Annotated in this window: 20 protein-coding genes; 5 read left to right on the top strand and 15 right to left on the bottom strand. The window is 68.3% G+C overall.

Going from position 1 to position 19,374, the window contains the following annotated elements:
• The first annotated feature begins 115 nt into the window (after positions 1–115).
• On the top strand, positions 116–1,186 hold the full coding sequence (locus tag B7L05_RS03055) for a phosphotransferase family protein (RefSeq protein ID WP_256926580.1): 1,071 nt from the start codon (positions 116–118) through the stop codon (positions 1,184–1,186).
• Positions 1,187–1,226: 40 nt separating this feature from the next.
• Here B7L05_RS03055 and B7L05_RS03060 read toward each other — a convergent pair whose 3' ends face one another.
• From B7L05_RS03060 to B7L05_RS03110, 11 genes are all read right to left on the bottom strand, one after another.
• Positions 1,227–2,417 (bottom strand): serine hydrolase, encoded by a 1,191-nt coding sequence (locus B7L05_RS03060; RefSeq protein WP_307718248.1) that lies wholly within the window; start codon positions 2,415–2,417, stop codon positions 1,227–1,229.
• A gap of 74 nt (positions 2,418–2,491) precedes the next feature.
• A complete protein-coding gene (locus B7L05_RS03065) occupies positions 2,492–3,733 on the bottom strand; it encodes a dicarboxylate/amino acid:cation symporter (RefSeq protein ID WP_085808738.1) in 1,242 nt (413 codons plus the stop codon).
• A gap of 119 nt (positions 3,734–3,852) precedes the next feature.
• A complete protein-coding gene (locus B7L05_RS03070) occupies positions 3,853–4,080 on the bottom strand; it encodes a hypothetical protein (RefSeq protein ID WP_085808739.1) in 228 nt (75 codons plus the stop codon).
• Positions 4,081–4,297: 217 nt separating this feature from the next.
• The gene (acs, locus tag B7L05_RS03075) at positions 4,298–6,235 is read right to left on the bottom strand and encodes an acetate--CoA ligase (RefSeq protein WP_085808740.1); all 1,938 of its coding nucleotides are present in this window, start codon (positions 6,233–6,235) and stop codon (positions 4,298–4,300) included.
• Between the two features lie 105 nt (positions 6,236–6,340).
• Positions 6,341–6,958, bottom strand: a complete 618-nt coding sequence (locus B7L05_RS03080) for a MarC family protein (RefSeq protein ID WP_085808741.1) — start codon at positions 6,956–6,958, stop codon at positions 6,341–6,343.
• Entirely contained in the window at positions 6,955–7,554 is a 600-nt protein-coding gene (locus tag B7L05_RS03085; protein WP_085808742.1) for a hypothetical protein, read from the bottom strand. The genes B7L05_RS03080 and B7L05_RS03085 overlap by 4 nt, the downstream gene beginning before the upstream one ends.
• Positions 7,554–8,423 (bottom strand): bifunctional methylenetetrahydrofolate dehydrogenase/methenyltetrahydrofolate cyclohydrolase FolD, encoded by an 870-nt coding sequence (folD, locus tag B7L05_RS03090; RefSeq protein ID WP_085809071.1) that lies wholly within the window; start codon positions 8,421–8,423, stop codon positions 7,554–7,556. The genes B7L05_RS03085 and folD overlap by 1 nt, the downstream gene beginning before the upstream one ends.
• 94 nt (positions 8,424–8,517) lie before the next feature.
• On the bottom strand, positions 8,518–8,823 hold the full coding sequence (locus B7L05_RS03095) for a YggT family protein (protein ID WP_085808743.1): 306 nt from the start codon (positions 8,821–8,823) through the stop codon (positions 8,518–8,520).
• 70 nt (positions 8,824–8,893) lie between these two features.
• Positions 8,894–9,796 carry an acetylglutamate kinase gene (gene argB, locus B7L05_RS03100; RefSeq protein WP_085808744.1) on the bottom strand — a complete coding sequence of 301 codons (903 nt, stop codon included), beginning with the start codon at positions 9,794–9,796 and terminating at the stop codon, positions 8,894–8,896.
• Positions 9,797–9,829: 33 nt separating this feature from the next.
• Positions 9,830–10,753 (bottom strand): methyltransferase domain-containing protein, encoded by a 924-nt coding sequence (locus B7L05_RS03105; protein WP_179187105.1) that lies wholly within the window; start codon positions 10,751–10,753, stop codon positions 9,830–9,832.
• 50 nt (positions 10,754–10,803) lie between these two features.
• Positions 10,804–11,442, bottom strand: coding sequence for a queuosine precursor transporter (locus B7L05_RS03110; protein ID WP_085808746.1), 639 nt, complete (start codon positions 11,440–11,442; stop codon positions 10,804–10,806).
• Positions 11,443–11,652: 210 nt separating this feature from the next.
• On the opposite strand from B7L05_RS03110, the gene B7L05_RS03115 reads away from it, so the two are divergent.
• Positions 11,653–12,990 (top strand): NupC/NupG family nucleoside CNT transporter, encoded by a 1,338-nt coding sequence (locus B7L05_RS03115; protein WP_085808747.1) that lies wholly within the window; start codon positions 11,653–11,655, stop codon positions 12,988–12,990.
• Between the two features lie 10 nt (positions 12,991–13,000).
• Here the strand turns inward: B7L05_RS03115 and B7L05_RS03120 are convergent, their stop codons facing one another.
• Positions 13,001–13,294, bottom strand: a complete 294-nt coding sequence (locus tag B7L05_RS03120) for a hypothetical protein (RefSeq protein ID WP_085808748.1) — start codon at positions 13,292–13,294, stop codon at positions 13,001–13,003.
• 278 nt (positions 13,295–13,572) lie between these two features.
• Between B7L05_RS03120 and B7L05_RS03125 the strand changes: the two genes are divergently transcribed.
• Positions 13,573–13,971, top strand: a complete 399-nt coding sequence (locus B7L05_RS03125; protein ID WP_085808749.1) for a VOC family protein — start codon at positions 13,573–13,575, stop codon at positions 13,969–13,971.
• Between the two features lie 214 nt (positions 13,972–14,185).
• Here the strand turns inward: B7L05_RS03125 and B7L05_RS03130 are convergent, their stop codons facing one another.
• Positions 14,186–14,968 (bottom strand): SDR family oxidoreductase, encoded by a 783-nt coding sequence (locus B7L05_RS03130; RefSeq protein WP_085808750.1) that lies wholly within the window; start codon positions 14,966–14,968, stop codon positions 14,186–14,188.
• Between the two features lie 55 nt (positions 14,969–15,023).
• Between B7L05_RS03130 and B7L05_RS03135 the strand changes: the two genes are divergently transcribed.
• Entirely contained in the window at positions 15,024–15,794 is a 771-nt protein-coding gene (locus B7L05_RS03135; protein ID WP_085808751.1) for an ATP-binding cassette domain-containing protein, read from the top strand.
• Positions 15,791–17,305 (top strand): ABC transporter permease/substrate-binding protein, encoded by a 1,515-nt coding sequence (locus B7L05_RS03140; RefSeq protein WP_085808752.1) that lies wholly within the window; start codon positions 15,791–15,793, stop codon positions 17,303–17,305. Before B7L05_RS03135 ends, B7L05_RS03140 begins: the two co-directional genes overlap by 4 nt.
• 47 nt (positions 17,306–17,352) lie before the next feature.
• On the opposite strand, the gene pal is transcribed toward B7L05_RS03140, so the two are convergent.
• On the bottom strand, positions 17,353–17,877 hold the full coding sequence (pal, locus tag B7L05_RS03145) for a peptidoglycan-associated lipoprotein Pal (RefSeq protein WP_085809072.1): 525 nt from the start codon (positions 17,875–17,877) through the stop codon (positions 17,353–17,355).
• Positions 17,878–17,941: 64 nt separating this feature from the next.
• The gene (gene tolB, locus B7L05_RS03150; RefSeq protein ID WP_085808753.1) at positions 17,942–19,330 is read right to left on the bottom strand and encodes a Tol-Pal system beta propeller repeat protein TolB; all 1,389 of its coding nucleotides are present in this window, start codon (positions 19,328–19,330) and stop codon (positions 17,942–17,944) included.
• Between the last annotated feature and the right edge of the window lie 44 nt (positions 19,331–19,374).

Raw genomic sequence — 19,374 nt, forward strand, 5'->3', positions numbered from 1 at the left:
GCGGCAGCATCGACCATGGAGCGCGGCGGTTCAAGTCATCTGGCTTAGATTGACGTGCCCCACCCCCCTCTCCATGATAATCCGAACGACTTAACGACGGGTGGGAGAGGCGATCGTGGCAGAGCTGGCGCACGACCGGGAGGCTTGGCGCGAACTGATCGATCTCGGCGCGCTTGCACGCTGGATGGATGGCAAAGACCTCGGCACCGGCACGCCGATCGAGGACGCCGACACACTCGGCGGCGGCACGCAGAACATCCTGCTGCGCTTCACCCGCGCCGGCCGCACCTATGTCCTGCGTCGGCCGCCGCGTCGCCCGCGACCCGAAAGCGACGAGGTGATGCGGCGCGAAATGAAGGTGCTCGCCGCGCTCGCCGGATCGGACGTGCCGCACCCGGGCTTCATCGCCGGTGAGGGCGATCCCGCCGCGCTCGGCACCGCTTTCTACCTCATGGAGCCGATCGACGGCTTTAACGCGACGGTCGGCCTACCGCCGCTTCACGCCGGCAGCGCCGACGTGCGCCGCCGCATGGGGGAGGCGATCGTCGACGGCGCGGTCGCCTTGTCACGCGTCGATCCGCACGAGGCGGGGCTCGACGATCTCGGCAAGCTCGACGGCTGGCTCGAACGGCAGGTCGGCCGCTGGCGTGCGCAGCTCGACGGCTATGCCAAGTTCGACGGATGGAGCGGGCTCGAAGCGCTGCCCGACGTCGAGGCGATCTGCGCGTGGCTCGATGCCAATCGCCCCGCCACGATGCAGGCGGGGCTGATCCACGGTGACTATCACCTCTCCAACGTCATGTACCGTCCCGACGGGCCAGAGCTCGCCGCGATCGTCGATTGGGAGCTCGCCAGCCGCGGCGATCCGCTGCTCGATCTCGGCTGGCTGACGGCCACCTGGCGCGATCCCGACGAGGCAAACCAGCGCGTCTCGGTCACGCCGTGGGACGGGTTCCCAACGCTCGCCGAGATCTTCGATCGCTATCTCACCGCCACCGGCCGCAGCGCCGCCGACGCGCGCTGGTACACCGTGCTCGCCCCGTTCAAGCTCGGCGCGATCTTGGAAGGCAGCCATGCGCGCGCCTGCGCTGGCCTCACCCCGAAGCCGATCGGCGACGCGCTCCACGCGCACACCATCTCGCTGTTCGAACGCGCGCTGCGCCGGATCGACAAGCCGTTGCTATAGCGCGACCTTGTCGGCGCGCGCCCGCGAATGGCCGATCGCCTCAGCTTGGGCCGCGTGCCAGCGCCTCCTCGGTCGCGCTCAGCGCCGATCGCGTACCGGGATCGGCGGGTACGTCGGTCGCGAAATAGGCGACGCCGGTCCCACGCACCCGGTCGACCCATAGCCCCGACCGAAGGCCGTAAGCCTCGCCCGCATGGCCGATCCGCGTCCGTCCGTCGCCGAACGGATCGTCGCGGCATTGCGGCAGCGGCGTCGCGGTAAAGCTGACCGCGAGGCCGTAGCGGCAGTTGAAACCGCCCGGTGTCACCCCGCTCTCCGCCTCCTCGTTCTGCACCCCGTTGCTGCCGTCGAACGTCCACTCGGGCGTCGCCAGCAGTCGCATCGACGCCGGGCGGAGCAGCCGCACGCCGTCGACCGATCCGTCACCAAGCAGCAATCGCCCGATCTTCGCCAGTTCGCGCATCGAGATCCGCAGCCCGCCCTGCGGCGAGAACCACGCGCCGTTGCGTCCCGCCCGCCATGTCGCGAGGTCGCACGATCCGTCGCGGGCGGGCGTCACCGGGCAACCAGCGACGAACGCCGGCTCGTCGCGGACCGCCACGCCCTTGTCGTACAGCACCACCACATGCGCCTTGGTCGCGGCACCGCACGTCGCCCAGTTGAAGCACGCCTTCAGCTGGAGCGGCGCCAGCACCAGCCGCTGCATCAGCCGATCGAACCGCTCGCCGGTCGCCCGCTCCATCACCGCCGCGACGATCGGGAAATTGAAGTTGGTGTAGCGGAAGAAACTGCCCGGGGCGTGCACCGCATCCCACGCCGCGGGTGCCGCCACCTTGTCCACCAGCGCCTCATCCATCGCCAGCACATAGCCCGCCGCATCGGTCAAGCTCGAACGGTGCGACAGCAGCAGCCGCAGCGTGATCGGCACATCGGGGAACGCCGGGTTGCGCAGCCGCCAGCCGAGCAGCGTCGACACATCGGCGTCGAGGTCGAGCGTCCCCTGCTCCACCAGCCGCATCACGCCGATCGCAGTCACCAGCTTGCTGATCGAGGCGATCCGCACCGGATCGTCCGCCGCCACCCGCCGCCCCGTGGCGCGATCCGCCAACCCCTCCACCGCCGTCGCTGTTTCGCCGCGCCGGTCGAACGCGACGCGGACGCTCGCGACGGGGCGCGGGGTGGCGGCGGGCGCAATGATCTCGGCCGCGGCAAGCAGAGCGAGCAGGATCAGTCTATCTCTCCCATCGGCACCGTGCCGTCCGCCGCATCATCCGCCGCTACGCCGCGCCGCGCAACCCGTGCCGCTTACGCCGCCGGCTCTCGCCGTAAGCGCGACGCATCGAGCTCGCCCTCCAACCGCGCCACCGCCGCCGCCACCGTCAGGTTCGCGCTCGCGCTCGGCACGGTTCGCGTCATGTCGAGCAGCCGGTCGAACGGCAGCACGAAGCCGACGACCAGCGCGGTCTGCTCGGGCGCAACGCCGACGGCGGAGAGTACGGCGGAAAGCATGAACAGCGACGCCGAAGGCACCGGCGCGGTGCCGAACGCCGCCAGCGCTCCGGTCAGCAGCACCATGCCGAGCACCCCCGGCGTGGTCGCAACACCCAGCGCTTGCAGCGCGAACAGGCTTAGCAGTCCGACGTACATCGCCGTGCCGTCCTTGCCGACGCTCGCGCCCACCGGCAGCACGGTCGAATAGATCGTGCGGCCGATGCCGACATTCTCACCCGCGACGCGCATCGCGACCGGCAGCGTGGCGGAGCTGGACGCGGTCGAGAACGCCACCACCAGCGCGTCGGCGATGCCGCTCAGGAAGCGCACGACGGGAACGCGCGCCACCCAGCGCAGCAGCACGGCGTGCACCACCGCCACCTGCGCGATCGAACCCAGCAACACGGCGAGCGCGAGCCAACCGACGTGGACGAAGACCGCCGCGCCGTGCGCCGCCACCGCATTGGCGATCAGCGCGAAGACGCCGAGCGGCGCGGCTTCCATCACCAGCGTGACGATGCGCAGCAACACGGCAGACAGCGACTGCAACAACGCGGCGAACGGCCGCCCCGCCTCGCCCGCCAGCACGGTGCCGACGCCGGTGAGGATCGCGAACAGGATCAGCGCCAGCATGTCGCCCTTCGCCAGCGCCTCGACGATGTTGACCGGCACGATGCCGATCAACTGCTGGTACGGCGACACCGCGCGGCCGAGCGCGTGCGGCGGCGCAGTGCCGATCGGCGCCCCCGCCCCCGGCGCGATCAGCAGCCCCGCGGCGATGCCGACCGACACGGCAAGCAACGTCGTGAGCGCGAACAACCCGATCGTCCGCGCACCCAGCGCGCCCAGCCGCCGCGGATCGGCGAGCGTCGTGATCCCAGCCGCGATCGTCACCAGCACGATCGGCGCGACGAGCATGCGGATCGCGCGGACGAACAACTCGCCGAGGAACGCCACCCGCGGCGTCGCCGCGGGCCAGACGAGCGCCAGCAGCACGCCCGCCGCAAGGCCGCCGAGCACGCGCTGCCACAATGGAATCGCAAACCACCAGCGCATCACGCGCCGATCACCGGCCGCAGCGCATGTTCATGCGCGACCTCACGCCCGATCTGGAAAGCCCCCGCCCGCATCGCATGACGGTACACCGAAACGCGCCGCGGCATAGCGGCGGCGTGTCAATTAGCTGCGACGCGCGCCTCGTTCGTGCGGCGCGCGCGTGCCTTGGCGGTCAGCACGATATGGCCGCGCTTCTCCTGCACCCAGCCCTGCCGCGTCAGCGCGTCGAGCGTATATTGGCAGTCGCCGCGCGAGATCATCAGATGCGGCCCGGCATGACGCGCGGACCCCAAAACCTTCTCGAGCAATTCGGGCGTGATCCACGCGCCGTCGTCTTGCTGACCCAATGCGAACCCCCCACGGGTGACCGGCCGTCGGATGCGGCCTGCACGGCTACCGAGCGCCGACTCGCCGCGCGGGTCAAGCCGATGCGCGGCGCCATCTGTTCGGCCGAAACGTTTCGGCGACGAGTCGTTGAGGCCGGGCCGTCCCAGCGCGGTGAAAGCGCCGTGAGAGGGTGAATCGATCCGTGCGACGGCGCACGATCCGGCCCGAGTCGGCCGCTTAACCGATCCGGTTCGCCACCAGATCATCGACCACCGCGGGGTCTGCCAGTGTCGATGTGTCGCCCAGGCTCGACACGTCGCCTTCGGCGATCTTGCGCAGGATCCGCCGCATGATCTTGCCGCTGCGCGTCTTGGGGAGCCCCGGGGCGAACTGCAGCGCGTCGGGGCTGGCGATCGGCCCGATCTCCTTCCGCACCCACTGGCGCAGCTCGTCCCCCAGCGCGTCCGTTCCCTCCTCGCCGACGTTGAGCGTGACATAGGCGTAGATGCCCTGCCCCTTCACGTCGTGCGGCATGCCGACCACCGCCGCCTCGGCGACCTTGGGGTGGAGGACCAGCGCGCTTTCCACCTCCGCAGTGCCCATGCGATGGCCCGACACGTTGATCACGTCGTCGACGCGGCCCGTGATCCAATAATAGCCGTCCGCGTCGCGCCGGCAGCCGTCACCGGTGAAATACTTGCCGCGATAGGTGGTGAAATAGGTCTGGAAGAAGCGTTCGTGATCGCCCCACACGGTGCGCATCTGCCCCGGCCAGCTGCGCGTAATGCACAAATTGCCGCTCACCGCCCCCTCAAGCACCGCGCCATTTTCGTCGACCAGTTGCGGGTGGACGCCCGGCAGCGGCTTGGTCGCCGATCCGGGCTTCAGGTCGGTTGCACCGGGCAGCGGCGCGATCAGCGCGCCGCCCGTCTCGGTCTGCCACCAGGTATCGACGATCGGCGAACGACCCTCACCCACCACATCGTGATACCAGCGCCACGCCTCCGGATTGATCGGCTCGCCGACGGTGCCGAGCAATCGCAAGCTCGCCCGGCTGGTCGCCTTCACCGGCGCGTCGCCCTCCTTCATCAGCGCGCGGAGCGCGGTCGGCGCAGTGAAGATCGTGTGCACCTGGTGCCGGTCGACGACCTGCCAGATGCGGCTCGCGTCGGGCCAGGTCGGCAGCCCCTCGTACATCAGCGTCGTCGCGCCATTCGCCAGCGGGCCGTAGACGATGTACGTATGCCCCGTGACCCAGCCGATGTCCGCCGCGCACCAGAAGACATTGCCCGGGCGGTAATCGAACACCAGCTCGTGTGTGTAGCTCGCCCACAGCAGGTACCCGCCGGTGGTGTGCAGCACGCCCTTGGGCTTCCCCGTCGACCCGCTGGTATAGAGGATGAACAGCGGGTCCTCCGCGTTCATCGGCTCGGGTGCGCAATCGGCCGATACGCTCGCTGCGGCCTCGTGATACCAGACGTCGCGCGCGTGCATCGGCACGTCGTCGCCCGTCGCCTTGATGACGATCACCGTCTCCAGGCTCGGCGCGCGCTCGGCCGCGGCGTCGACGTTCGCCTTCAGCGGGATCTTCTTGCCCCCGCGCCGCCCGCAATCGGCGGTGATGACGAGCTTCGAGTCGCAATCCTCGATCCGCCCGGCGAGAGCATCGGGGGAGAAGCCGCCGAACACCACCGAATGAATCGCGCCGATCCTGGCGCAGGCGAGCAGCGCGAACGCCGCCTCGGGGATCATCGACAGGTAGATCGTCACGCGGTCGCCCTTGCGCACGCCCTGCGCCTTCAGCACGTTGGCGAAGCGGCACACTTCGGCGTGAAGCTCGGCATAGGTGAAGCGGCGCGGCGCCTCCCCTGGCTCGTCGGGTTCCCAGATGATCGCAACGCTGTCGGCGCGCTCGGGCAGATGCCGGTCGATGCAATTGGCGGAGACGTTGAGCACGCCGTCCTTGAACCATTCGATGTGGAAATCACCCTCATCGAACGACCAGTCACCCGCCACGGTCGGCGAAGTCATCCAATCGAGTCGATTCGCCTGCTCCAGCCAGAAGGCATCGGGATCGCTGGCAGCCGCCGCATAAAGCGCGTCATAACCCGCCCGATCGACCCGCGCCGCCGCCGCCCATGCGGCGGGCACGCGATAGAGTTGCTCGTCGGCCATGCATCGTCTCCTTTTGCGCCCTGATGGCCGCTGCGCGACACGCTTGGCAACCCGCCGCGCCTCAGCGTGGGTTCGGGCGCGGGCGGCAGGAAGAGGAGCTGCTCGCTATCCCAGCTGGATCTGGATGCCGTCGATCACGAACTGCACCGCCAGTGCGGCAAGCAGCACGCCGAGCAGCCGGGTAATAACCGCCTCGATCTTGTGCCCCAACAGCCGCATCAGCGGCCCCGCGGCGAGCAGCGCGACAAGCGTCAGCGCGAGGTTCAGCCCCAGCGCCGCCATGACGATCGCCGATCGCTCCAGCCCGTCGTTGCGCGCCATCAGCAGCATCACGCTCGCGATCGATCCCGGCCCCGCGATCATCGGCATCGCCATCGGGAAGATCGACACGTCCTCCGCCTCCTGGGGCGTGATATTCGCCGCGCGATCCTCGCGCCGCTGCGTCCGCTTCTCGAACACCATCTCCAGCGCGATCAGGAACAGCATGATTCCGCCCGCGATGCGGAACGAGGCAAGCTCGATGCCCAGCCCCTTGAGCAGCTTCTCGCCAAATAGCGCGAAGACAAGCAGGATCAGCGCCGCGACGCCGACAGCGCGCACCGCCATCGCCCGCCGCTGCGCCGCGCCCGCACCTGCGGTAAGGCCAGCATAAATCGGCGCGCAGCCCGGCGGATCGATCACCACGAAGAAGGTGATGAAGGACGAGACGAATAGCTCGATCACGGTCGCGTCACTTTCGCCGGCGGCGCTGGAACGCGGTCGTCGATCACTGTTTCGTAACTGCCGCCGGTCCACATCTGTACGGCAAAGCTATGCCCACCGCCCGGCGCGACGGTCCAGCGCCAGCGCAGCGTGCCGTCGGCGGAGGCGCCGCCATCGGCCCCTGCGTCGTCGAGCGTCGGCGTCCGCCGGCACGAGGCGCGGCGCAAAGCCGGCTGCGCCACCCGCGCGCGCGGGCTTGAGAGATCGGCGCCATGATCGAGCCGCCAGCGCCACGCACCGCCGGGTTGCCGCTGCCAGATGGTGGAGAAATAGCTCGATCGACCGCCCGGCCACAGCGCCCCGCCGGTATTCGCCGCAGTCGCGCCGTCGCACGAGGTAAAGCTCGCCGTCGGCCACCAGTCGACCGCGACTGGCGGATCGGGCGCGTCCTTCAGCGCGTCCGCCACTCGCTGGGGCGGCAGGAAGATCGCATCGTCCGCGGCCCATTTGCGAAACGCCGTCCACTGCCCGATCGCCTTCGCGTCGGCGGCAAAGGCGCGCTCCGCCTCGACCGCGGACTGCGGCGCGGCCGCCACGAGCAACAGCGCCGAGAACATCAGATCGCCGCCGCGAGTGTAACACCGGCGCGACGCGCGGCGGAGACCAAAGTGTTGCGCAGCAGCACCGCGATCGTCATCGGCCCGACGCCGCCCGGCACCGGCGTCATCGCGCCAGCCACTTCGGCACAGGCAGGATCGATGTCACCCACCAGGCCTTCTTCGGTGCGGTTGATGCCGACGTCGATCAGCGTCGCGCCCGGCTTGATCCAATCCGGCTTCACCATCTTCGCGCGGCCCACCGCCGCGACGACGATATCGGCGCGCTTCACGACCTCGGGCAAGTCGCGCGTGCGTGAATGGGCGACCGTGACGGTGCAGCTTTCGCCGATCAGCAGCTGCGCCATCGGCTTGCCGACGATGTTCGATCGCCCGATCACCACCGCGTCTCTGCCGCTCAGGTCGCCGAGCACATCGCGCAGCAGCATCAGGCAGCCGAGCGGCGTGCAAGGCACGAAGCCCTCGAGCCCCGTCGCCAGCCGCCCGGCATTGACCGGGTGGAATCCGTCGACGTCCTTGTCGGGATCGATCCGCGTGATGATCGCGCTCTCATCCAGATGCTTTGGCAACGGCAGCTGGACTAGGATACCGTCCACTACCGGATCGGCGTTGAGCCGATCGACCAGCGCCTCCAGCGCCGCCTGCTGCGTATCGGCCGGCAGGCGATGCTCGAAACTCTCCATCCCGGCGGCAATCGTCGCCTTGCCCTTCGAGCGGACATAGACCGACGATGCCGGGTCCTCGCCGATCAGCACCACCGCCAGCCCCGGCCGGCGGCCGGTCGCCGCCGTCACCTCGGCTGCGCCTGTCGCTATCCGCGCGCGGAGATCCGCCGCGAACGCCTTTCCGTCGATCATCCGTGCCGTCATGGCCGCGCGCATAGCCGCGGTGGCGCGGTTACGCCACACACGCGCGGGCAAATCGTCACGACATCACGACGCACCCGGCGCAGCGCGGCGCGGATCAGATCGATCCCATCATCACGCTGGCGGCGATGTTGTTGAGCACGATCGTCAGGATCGCGATACCGATCAGCACCACCGCCGGCGCCAGATCGATCCCCTGCAGCTGCGGCAGGATGCGGCGCAGCGGACGGTACATCGGCTCGGTCAACCGATCGAGCCCCTGATAGAGCGAGCGGACGAAGTTCGACTGCATGTTGACGACGTTGAATGCGACCAGCAGCGACAGCACGAACTGGATGATGATCACCCACCAGACGACGTTTAGCAGCACCTGCAGGATCTGGATGATGGTTAGCAGCAGCAAGATCGATCTCCGTCGGCGTGTATCATTCGCATAGCACAGTTTGGGGGCAACATGCACCCCGATCAAGGCGTCAGCCGTGGCGGATCAACGTGCCCGCGCCGCGCCGCGTGAAGATCTCGAGCAGCATCCCGTGCGGCACACGCCCGTCAAGCACCACCGCCGCGTCAACGCCCGATTCGACCGCTGCGACGCACGTCTCCAGCTTGGGGATCATCCCGCCGGATATCGTCCCGTCGGCGCGCAGCCCGGCGATGTCGCCCGGCGTCAGATCGGTCATCAGCTCGCCGCTTTTGTCGAGCACGCCGGCGACGTCGGTCAGAAGGAAGAAGCGTTTGGCCCCCAGCGCCGCGGCGATCGCACCTGCCATCGTGTCGGCGTTAATGTTGTAGGTGTGCCCGTCCGCGCCGATCCCGATCGGCGCGATAACCGGGATGATGCCCGCCGCGCTCAGCGTATCGATGATCGTCCGGTCGACTGCCACCGGCTCGCCGACGAACCCAAGGTCGACCTTGCGCTCGATCCCCTGCAGCGGATCGGGCTGGTTGCGGCCGACCTTTTCCGCCTGCACCAAGCCAGCGTCCTTGCCCGAAATGCCCACCGCGCGCCCGCCCGCCGCCGCGATCCACGAAACGATCTGCTTGTTGATCGATCCGGCGAGGACCATTTCGGCGATCTCGGCGGTCTCGGCATCGGTCACGCGTAGACCGTCGACGAAGCGCGATTCGACGCCGAGCCGTTTCAGCATCGATCCGATCTGCGGGCCGCCGCCATGCACCACGACAGGATTGATGCCGACCGCCTTCAGCAGCACCACATCCTCGGCAAAGTCGCGCTGCGCCTCCGGATCGCCCATCGCATGCCCGCCGTATTTCACGACAAACGTCGCACCGGCATAGCGTTGCAGATACGGCAGCGCCTCGACGAGCGTCTCGGCTTTGGCCAGCAGCGCCGGCGCAGGGGCATGGTCGGTCATGCGGGCGCCCTTAATGCAACCGCCCCGCGCGCGTCACCCCTCGCGGCAGCCATGGAAGGTATAGCTGCCATAGAAGCCTGCCCAGGTATCGAGGCGCGCCGTATCTAGAACGAGACCGGCGTCGCGGATGATCTGCATGATCGCCGACATCGGCAGCGAATGGACCTCCATTTCTGGTGACGGCGTCGCGAGATACCGATCAATCGTGAAGACGTAACCCGGCTGATCGGCGATCGCCTGGAACAGATACTGGCCGCCAACCCGCAACTTTGACAGCAACACCTGCAATATGTGCCGCTGGACGGGCGGGGAATTGTGCTGCAGCACGATCACGGAATAAAAGAAATCGAACGCTGGTAGGGCATCGAAATCAGCGAGGTCGCGCACCAGCACGGTTTCGACGTTGTCGATGCTCTCCTCTTCCATGTACCGGCGGCATAGGGCGAGGTTGCCGGGCGATATATCGACGGCGATCACCCGATCGAACCGGCGCGAAAGGTGCCGCGTCACGCGGCCCACGCCACATCCCAGCTCCAGACACACGCCCCGGGGCGCGTCCCTGGTGCTGCGCCCAATCGTCAAATCGATCAACGAAGCCGCTTGAACGCCGGAGATCTTGAACTCCTCGAGCGCCGCCGCATCGATCCGCGCGCTGCGAAACTTGTCCGCCGTCAATACCGACCAGTAAGGATCCTGCTCGCCCAGCGCGGTCCATTGCGCGCGAATTCGCTCGGCCAGTCGATCCAGCACCTCGGGCGCGACCTGATGCTCGACCATCGTAGGCTGCGCCCAGTAACCGCGTTCGACCCCGATCGGCGCCGGTTGTCGCTGTCCTCCCAGGCGTTGCCGGAACTCGTCCGAGGCGATGAAGGCATCTGCCAGCGACGACAGCGTTGCGTGCTGCGATCGATGGGCGTCTATCACCTCCACCGATTCCGGCTCGCGGCCCAGCAGCATTTGATAGGCTTGCCGAACTTGTTCCCGACTGATCCCGTCCGTAGCTTGCATCATCGATCCAGTCGCTTGCCCAACGCCACGAATCCGTAGATCAGTGGCGGCACCAGCACGATCGACAGCGTCACCTTGGCGAGCATCTGCCCCAGCAGCAGCTCCCCGATCGGGAACACGCCGTAGAAGGCGATCGTCACGAACAGCAACGTGTCGACGATCTGCGACAGGACGCTCGCCACCGCCGCGCGCAGCCACAGCAACCGCCCCCCCTCCTGCCCTTTCAGCGCGGCGAACAGCGTGACGTTGAGCGTCTGCGACGTGCCGTAGGCGATGATCCCGCCGATCCAGATCCGCCATGTCGATCCCAGGATCAGCTGGATCGCGTCGCGGTTCGCCGGCTGCATCTCGGGCGCGGCGGGCAGCATGTGGACGATCCACGACAGGATCAGCGATGCGATCAGCGGCACGAAGCCGATCTGGACCAGCCGGGTGGCGACGTGCCGGCCGTGCAGCTCCGCCACCGCGCTCGACGTGACGACGAGCAGCAGGAAGGCGAAGATCCCCGCCTCCACGGCGAGCGGCCCGAGCGACACCTGCTTGTTGCCGAGCACCCCGGCGATGCACACCATCCCGCCGTAGAAGATCGCGAAGGCGAAGAGCGAGCGCGAGATTGACGCTGGACGGGCTGTTTCCATCCGATCGCGGGTAGCATCGCGACCGGCGCGGGCGAAAGCCCGTTTTGCGCCGCTTCAGACCACACCGCACCGCCCGCCGGCACCTGTGTCGCCCGAGCGACACGCCGCGGCAGCGAATGCGCGCCCGTCTTGTCGAACCGCCGCCACCTTCCCTATGATGACGGGCGTAAAGCACAGGCGGCGCGCTTCCGCCCGCAACGGGGGTCGCACTTGAGCCGTTTTCTGATCGGCATCGCCGGTATCGTCGTGATCCTGGCGCTCGCGCTCGCCCTGTCGACGAACCGTCGCGCGATCCGCCCGCGCGTCGTCGCCAGCGCCTTCGCGCTGCAGGTGGGCATCGCCGTGCTCGTCCTCTACGTCGATTGGGGCAAGCGGATCCTGTCGGGCATGTCGGCAGGCGTGTCGAACCTGCTCGGCTATGCCAAGGCGGGGGTCGATTTCCTGTTCGGCCCACTCGCCAGCCCGGCGATCGGCGGCAACAGCTTCGCGATCGCGGCGCTGCCCGTCATCATCTTCTTCGCCAGCCTCGTCTCGATCCTCTACTATCTCGGCATCATGCAGCTCGTCGTGCGCTGGCTCGGCGGGGCGATCGAGAAGGTGATCGGCGTTTCCAAGGTCGAGAGCCTGTGCGCCGCCGCCAACGTCTTCGTCGGACAGAGCGAATCGCCGCTCGTCATCCGCCCCTATCTTGCCGGGCTCACCCCGCCGCAGCTGTTTACGGTGATGACGAGCGGAATGGCGGGCGTCGCGGGCACGATCCTCGCGGCCTATGCCTCGATGGGGATCCGCATCGATTACCTGCTCGCCGCCAGCTTCATGGCGGCGCCCGGCGGCATCCTAATGGCGAAGATCATCATGCCCGATTCGTCGGTGCCACCCGAAGGCGAGCTGCCGCTAGGCGACGTGCCCGATCCCGACGTCGAGATCCGCGTTTCCGAGGCGCGCATCGCCCCCGCCAGCATCGCCGCGCTGCCCGACGAACTGACGCCGGGCGAGCCGATGCCACAGGCGACGCACGACGAGGAGGCGCCCGCCAACCTCATCATGGCCGCGGCACAAGGCGCGCAGACCGGTGTGCGGCTCGCCGTGGCGGTCGGCGCGATGGTGCTCGCCTTCGTTGCCTTAGTCGCGCTCGCCAACGGCATTCTCGGCGGGATCGGCGGGATGTTCGGCTACCCGCAACTGAGCTTCCAGCAAGTCCTTGGCTACGTCTTCGCGCCCGTCATGTTCCTCATTAACGTGCCGTGGGACGAGGCGCTGCGTGCGGGCGGGCTGTTCGGCGAGAAGATCGTGCTCAATGAATTCGTCGCCTACATCGATCTCGGCAAGCAGGCCGCCGCCGGCCTCTCGGCGCGCACCGTCGCCATCGTCACCTTTGCGCTGTGCGGCTTCGCCAATTTCTCCTCGATCGCGATCCAGATGGCGGTGACGGGCAACCTCGCACCCAACCAGCGGCCGATGATCGCTAAGCTCGGCATCCGTGCGCTGCTCGCCGGCAGCCTCGCCAACCTCATGTCCGCCGCGCTCGCCGGGCTGCTGATCGGCTAGGACGGCGCGCTCACTGCGTCGTCGCACCGGCGATCGCAACCGTCCCCATCGCCGCCTGCCGTCGCGAATCAATCTGCTGCTTGGAAAGCGGTGCGCCCAACGAGGCGCGCTCCATCGCGCGCACTGGCACATAAGTCTGCAGGTAACTCATTGCAGACACCACACACAGCACGAGCAGCGCTAGCGCGGCATAGACGATATAAGGACCGCGTTTCTGCATCGTGATCGGCTCGCACTTGAAATGATTCGCCGCCAACGCGCCGAAGCCCGTCAGGCTCCCGCGCCGCCGTTCGATCAGGGCCATTCAATCGCCAAGCGGCACAGCGGCAAGCCAAGACCCGGCGAGACTAGTAAACTCGCCAGGCCCGTCGCAAGCGGCCGGCTAGAGCCGCCGCGCGACAATGAAGCGTATGGCCGCATGTTCCGGTGGCCATTGCCGGCGCGTCCTCAGTCGCACGCTCCCCCTTTCAGAATTAGCACTGCTTGCCGCCGAAATGAGGGGGGGTCCGCCGTCGCATGCGCTATCGCCTGCCGTGGCCGGCGCCCGATCGCGCCGCGCCGGGCCACGGCAGGAGACGACAGATGCTGTTTCACACTATGATTGGATCCAACGATATCGAGCGGTCGAAACGCTTCTACGATACCGTTCTCGGCACACTGGGGGTGGGCGAGGCGTCGCGCAACGTGGCCGACAGCGGCCATACCCGGCTCATCTATCGCGGCCAGCAAGGCACGCTGTTCATCGTCACGCAGCCGATCAACGACGAACCCGCAACGGTGGCCAACGGCGGGACGGTCGCGTTCCAGTGCGATTCGCCCGAACAGGTGAAGCAGTTCCACGACGTCGCGGTCGCCAATGGCGGCACGTCGATCGAAGCGCCTCCCGGCACCCGTGAAACCGCCTCGCTCGGCACGGTCGAGCTTGCCTATGTCCGCGATCCGGACGGCAACAAATTGTGCGGCATCCATTTTCCGGCGTGACGCACGTCTTTCGCTGATGTCGATCCGCACGCCCAAGTAAGGTATCACATTCATCGCCGGCCCATGCCGCTTGAAAGGGCGCATCGGGCCGGCGCTTTGGGCGGAAGGCAGCCTTCGTTCAGCGCTGGTGTGCGCCCCCCCGATTGTTTGCAACCCGACCGGTGGCGCTACCATTTCCGATTGACCGGTCTCACACTTCCCGAAGCGTAACGCCTCAGACCCCGCCGCCCGCGCGCATTCGCTTGCGCAGACTCCCCGGCATCCACCGCGCCGCGAAGCTCAACCGCCGTGCCGTCTTGCCGACCAGCGTGTGCACCTTGTTGCCGTGCACCGCCGCCCAGGCCGCCTCCGCCACCGTCTCAACCGGGGTGAATTCCAGCCCCGCCTCGACCACCGTCTCGCGCACGTTGCGGTTCGATCCGCCGACGCCCGCTTGCAGCAGCGGCGTATCGATGAAGCCCGGCATCAGGCTGCGAACGCGGATGCCGTCCGCCGCCCACTCGCCATCGAGCGCCTCGGTCAGCCCGCGCACGCCGAACTTGGTTGCCGAATAGACCGCCGCGCCCGCCGTGCCGTAGATGCCGGCGGCCGACGCGGTGTTGAGCAGGCACGATCCCGGCGTCGCGGCGAGATACGGATAGGCCAGCCGCGCGCCGTACACGACGCCCTTCAGATTGACGTCGAGCGCGCGGTCGAGATCGTCGAGCGCCGCCGCGCCGAACGCGCCGCCCACCGCGATGCCCGCGTTGTTGAACAGGACGTCGAGCCGTCCGCCGCTCGCGCGCGTGAATTCGCCGAGCACTTCCTCCCAATCCTCAGGTGAGCGCACGTCCATGACGTGGCTCGTCGTCCGATCGGCCGGCAGCAGCGCGGCGGTATCGACCAGCCCCGCCGGGTCGCGGTCTGCCAGCCCGACGCGCCAGCCGCGGCCTGCGAAAAGCTGCGCCACCGCGCGCCCGATGCCCGATCCGCCGCCGGTGATGAGGATTGCCTTCATTATCCGAGTTTCCCGCGTTTGACGTCGCCTGCCGCATCCCGCATCCTCGCGCTCGATGCCAGCGGAAAAGCCCGGACCGACGGTCGCCTTCCACGGCGTCACCAAGAGCTTCGGGGAAGCGGCACCGGCGGTCGGCGACGTGACGCTCGAAATCGCGGGGGGCAGCTTCGTCGCGCTCGTCGGCACCTCGGGTTCGGGCAAGTCGACGCTGCTCAAGACGATCAACCGCCTGGTCGCGCCGACCGCCGGCCATGTGATGATCGAAGGCGCGGACGTCGCAGACCGACCGCTACCCGCGCTGCGCCGCGGGATAGGCTACGTGTTCCAGAACGTCGGGCTGTTCCCGCACCTCACCGTCGGCGACAATATCGCGCTGCCGCTGCGTATCGCCGGACGTGCGATGGAGACGCGCGTGGACGAGATGCTCGATCTGGTCGAGCTGCCGCGCGATCTCGCCCGCCGCATGCCCGCGCAGCTGTCGGGCGGCCAGCGGCAGCGTGTCGGCGTCGCCCGTGCGCTCGTCGCCGGCCCGAAGCTGCTGCTGATGGACGAGCCGTTCGGTGCACTCGATCCCGTGACGCGCGATTCGCTCGGCCAGGCAGTGCGCGCGCTGCACGATCGGCTCGGCCTCACCACGATCATGGTGACGCACGACATGGCGGAGGCGCTGCTCCTCGCCACGCGCGTGCTGGTGATGCAGCAAGGTCGCATCGTCGCCGACGAAACCCCGCAACACCTGCTCGCCGGCCACGGCGGCGACGCGGCGCAGGCGCTCGTCGCGGTGCCGCGGACGCAGGCTGAACAACTCGCGGCGCTCGCGCGATGAACGACGCCTGGGCGCGCGTTCCCGAGCTTGCCGCGCAGCATCTGCTGCTTGCGATGGCGGCGCTCGCGCTCGGCATCACGATCGCCGTCCCGCTCGGCTTCTGGTCGGCGCATCGCCCGGTTGCCGCCCGCGTCGCTCTCGGGTTCGCCAGCCTCGTTCAGACGATCCCCAGCCTCGCGCTCCTCGCGCTCTTCTATCCCGTGCTGCTGTGGATCGGCGGTGTGCCCGCGCTCGGCTTCCTGCCCTCGCTGCTCGCGCTGACGCTCTACGCGCTGCTGCCGATCCTGCGCAACGTCGTCACCGGCCTGCAAGGGCTCGACCCTGCGGTGATCGAGGCCGCCGACGGCATCGGCATGACGCGCTGGCAGAAACGCCGGCTGGTCGAGGCGCCGCTCGTTCTGCCTGTCGTCACCGCCGGCATCCGCACCGCCGCGGTGTGGACGATCGGCGCCGCGACGCTCTCCACGACGGTCGGCCAGCCGAGCCTCGGCGATCTGATCTTCGCCGGGTTGCAGACGCAGGCGTGGCCGCTCGTCCTCGCCGGCTGCGTCGCCGCCGCCGCGCTCGCGCTGTCGGTCGACGCGCTGCTCGGCCTCACCGAATACGGCCTCGCCACCCGCCGCCGCTGGCTCGCGATCGGCGCGCTCGCGCTGCTTGTCGGCGCGACACTCGCCGCCAGCGCGCCGCTGTGGCGCGGAACGGACGATCGCCGCATCGTCGTCGGCGCGAAGAACTTTTCGGAGCAATATATTCTCGCGCGTCTGATCGGCGATCGCCTGCGCGCGGCGGGGTATGACGTCGAATATCGCGACGGGCTCGGCTCGGCGGTCGCGTTCGGCGCGGTCGCGAGCGGCGCGATCGACGTCTACGTCGATTACGCGGGCACGATCTGGACCGGCCAGATGAAGCGCGCCGACGTGCTGCCGCGTGCGGCGCAAGTGGCGGCGATCGGCGATTGGGCGAAGCGTACGCACAATGTCTCGCTCGTCGGGTCGCTCGGCTTCGAGAACGCCTACGCCTTCACGATGCGCGGCGCGGACGCCCGCCGCCTGGGGATCGCCTCGCTCGACGATCTTGTGCCCGCTGCCCCGCGCCTCACGCTTGGCGCCGATCTCGAATTCCTCGACCGTCCGGAATGGGTCGCGGTGCGCCGCGCCTATCCGCTGCGCTTCAGCGCGATGACGCCGTACAGCCCGACATTCATGTACCGCGCGCTCGCCAGCGGCCGGGCTGACGTCATCAGCGCCTTCTCGTCGGACGGCCGCATCGCGGCCGACAAGCTCGTCGTACTGAGCGATCCCAGAGGCGCGATCCCCGGCTATGACGCGATCCTGCTCGCCGCGCCGCGCCGCGCCGATGACGCGGAATTCCTCGCGGCGCTGCGCCCACTCGTCGGCCGGATCGGTGTCACCGCGATGCGTGAGGCGAACTACATGGTCGATCGCGACGCGAATAAGGCGACGCCCAAAGCCGCCGCCGCCTGGCTCGCCCGCCACCTGGGCAGGCGATAGCCAGCGATCGGTGCCGGGACGAACCCGGCACCCCCGTCAATCCAGCGTCAGTTGAGCACCACCGTCACTGCGCGACGGTTCTGCGCCCAGCTCTCCTCGTCCGAACCAAGCGCCACCGGGCGTTCCTTGCCGTAGCTGATCGTCGTGATCCGGCTCGGCGAGATGCCACGCGCGACGAGATAGTTCTTGGCCGAGTTTGCACGTCGATCGCCCAGTGCGAGATTATACTCGCGCGTCCCGCGCTCGTCGGCATGGCCCTCAAGCGTCACGCGCACGTTGGGATAGCGGTTGAGCCACACGACCTGGCTGTCGAGGATGCCGCGCGCGGTCGCGTCGATGTCGATCATGTCGAGCCCGAAGTTTATCGTGTCGCTCGTCACCGATCGCTTGAAATCCTCCGAAGAGCCCGGCGTCGCGACGCCCGAACCGCCCGCGCCGCCGCCGTTGGGATCGACCGCACCCGACGGCGCATCGCCCGGCGCTGGCGGCAGCACTTCCGGCCGCTTCTTGGAGCAGGCCGCCGTGGTCACGAGCGCCGCCGCGAGCAGCATGGTGGTGGTCATTCTGGCCATCGTCTTCTCCATATGTCGCACCCCTTTGTCGCCCCCGATAACAGATACTGGTCCGATAGCAGCTTCAGGGCCTGAGCGGACCCCATGACGGATCGGACCCGTCGAGCGGCGTCGGCACGCGCCGTTCGTTCACGCCGGTAAGGTCGACCGACCACAGATCGGCCTTGCCACTGCGCCCCTGCGCGGCGCGATAGAACATCAGCACGCGGCCGTTGGGCGACCAAGACGGCCCTTCGTCCTGCCAGCTGTTGGTCAGGATCTTCTCGCCCCCGCCGCTAGGGCTCATCACGCCGATGCGGAAGCCGCCTGAGATGCGCGTAAAGGCAATGAGGTCGCCGCGCGGGCTCCACACCGGCGTCGCATAGCGCCCGCCACCGAAGCTGATGCGCTGCTGGTTCGATCCGTCGGCATTCATCACGTACAATTGCTGCCCGCCCGACCGGTCGCTCTCGAACACGATCCGGCTGCCGTCGGGCGAATAGCTGCCGCCGGTGTCGATGCCGGGTGAGTTGGTCAGCTTCTGCGGCGCGCCGCCCTGCGCCGACACGCGGTAGAGATCGGTATTCCCGCCCGTCGCCATCGAAAACAGGATCCACCGTCCGTCGGGCGAGAAGCGCGGCGCGAAGGTGGTGGCGACATTCTGCACCACCATCCGCTGCCGCCCCGATCCGATCTCGTAGACGTAGATCGCCGGCACGCGCCCGACGTAGCTCATGTAGACGATCGACTGCTGGTTGGGCGAGAAGCGCGGCGTGAGCACGATCGACTGGCCGTTGGTCAGGAAGCGGTGGTTCGCGCCGTCCTGGTCCATGATCGACAGCCGCTTGATGCGGTTGCCCTTCGGCCCCGTCTCCGACACGTAGACCACGCGGCTGTCGAAATACGGACCCTCGCCGGTCAGCCGGGCATAAACCATGTCAGCACACTTGTGCGCCGCGCGCCGCCAGTCCGATGGCGGCACGACGAACCCCTGCCGCATCAGCTCGTTCTGCGCCGACACGTCGTAGAGGTAGCAGCCGACCGTCAACGTGCCGTCGCCGTTGGCACGGATGTACCCCTGCACCAGCGCCTGCGCGCCCGATCCGCTCCAGTAATCGAACGCCGGCGCCTGCACCTCTGGGAACATCACCGTGCGCAGCTGCGCGGGCGGCAGCGGCGTGAACAAGCCGGAATTCCTGAGGTCGTTGGTAACGATCTCGGCGAGCTGCCGTCCCAACGCATCGGTCGACCCCGCGGGCGTCTGTGCGATCGCCGCGGCGGGCATATAGGGGATCGCGATCGGCATCGGCGCCGAGATACCGCCGGTCACGTCCACCTCGAGCGGCCCGCCGCTCGTCGGCGCCCCCACACCAGTCGCAGGTGCCTGCGCGGGAACGTCGAGCGGCGTCGGCGGCACATCCTGCGCGAAGGCGGACGACGCCAGCAGCGTGGCCAGTAGAACGAAGCGCTTCATCGTCTGTATCTTCCCTCACCGTCGCATCCGGTGTCGCTCGCCGG

The sequence above is a fragment of the Sphingomonas sp. TZW2008 genome (assembly GCF_002117915.1).
In the GTDB taxonomy this organism is placed as follows: domain Bacteria; phylum Pseudomonadota; class Alphaproteobacteria; order Sphingomonadales; family Sphingomonadaceae; genus Sphingomonas.

Bases quoted from the DNA above. Each gene is read 5' to 3' on its own strand.
- folD (WP_085809071.1), bottom strand. From the start codon at position 8,423: ATGACGGCACGGATGATCGACGGAAAGGCGTTCGCGGCGGATCTCCGC.
- B7L05_RS03140 (WP_085808752.1), top strand. From the start codon at position 15,791: ATGAACGACGCCTGGGCGCGCGTTCCCGAGCTTGCCGCGCAGCATCTG.
- tolB (WP_085808753.1), bottom strand. From the start codon at position 19,330: ATGAAGCGCTTCGTTCTACTGGCCACGCTGCTGGCGTCGTCCGCCTTC.
- argB (WP_085808744.1), bottom strand. From the start codon at position 9,796: ATGACCGACCATGCCCCTGCGCCGGCGCTGCTGGCCAAAGCCGAGACG.
- B7L05_RS03135 (WP_085808751.1), top strand. From the start codon at position 15,024: ATGCCAGCGGAAAAGCCCGGACCGACGGTCGCCTTCCACGGCGTCACC.
- B7L05_RS03120 (WP_085808748.1), bottom strand. From the start codon at position 13,294: ATGGCCCTGATCGAACGGCGGCGCGGGAGCCTGACGGGCTTCGGCGCG.
- B7L05_RS03085 (WP_085808742.1), bottom strand. From the start codon at position 7,554: ATGTTCTCGGCGCTGTTGCTCGTGGCGGCCGCGCCGCAGTCCGCGGTC.
- acs (WP_085808740.1), bottom strand. From the start codon at position 6,235: ATGGCCGACGAGCAACTCTATCGCGTGCCCGCCGCATGGGCGGCGGCG.
- B7L05_RS03110 (WP_085808746.1), bottom strand. From the start codon at position 11,442: ATGGAAACAGCCCGTCCAGCGTCAATCTCGCGCTCGCTCTTCGCCTTC.
- B7L05_RS03065 (WP_085808738.1), bottom strand. From the start codon at position 3,733: ATGCGCTGGTGGTTTGCGATTCCATTGTGGCAGCGCGTGCTCGGCGGC.
- B7L05_RS03105 (WP_179187105.1), bottom strand. From the start codon at position 10,753: ATGCTGCTGGGCCGCGAGCCGGAATCGGTGGAGGTGATAGACGCCCAT.
- B7L05_RS03125 (WP_085808749.1), top strand. From the start codon at position 13,573: ATGCTGTTTCACACTATGATTGGATCCAACGATATCGAGCGGTCGAAA.
- B7L05_RS03130 (WP_085808750.1), bottom strand. From the start codon at position 14,968: ATGAAGGCAATCCTCATCACCGGCGGCGGATCGGGCATCGGGCGCGCG.
- pal (WP_085809072.1), bottom strand. From the start codon at position 17,877: ATGGCCAGAATGACCACCACCATGCTGCTCGCGGCGGCGCTCGTGACC.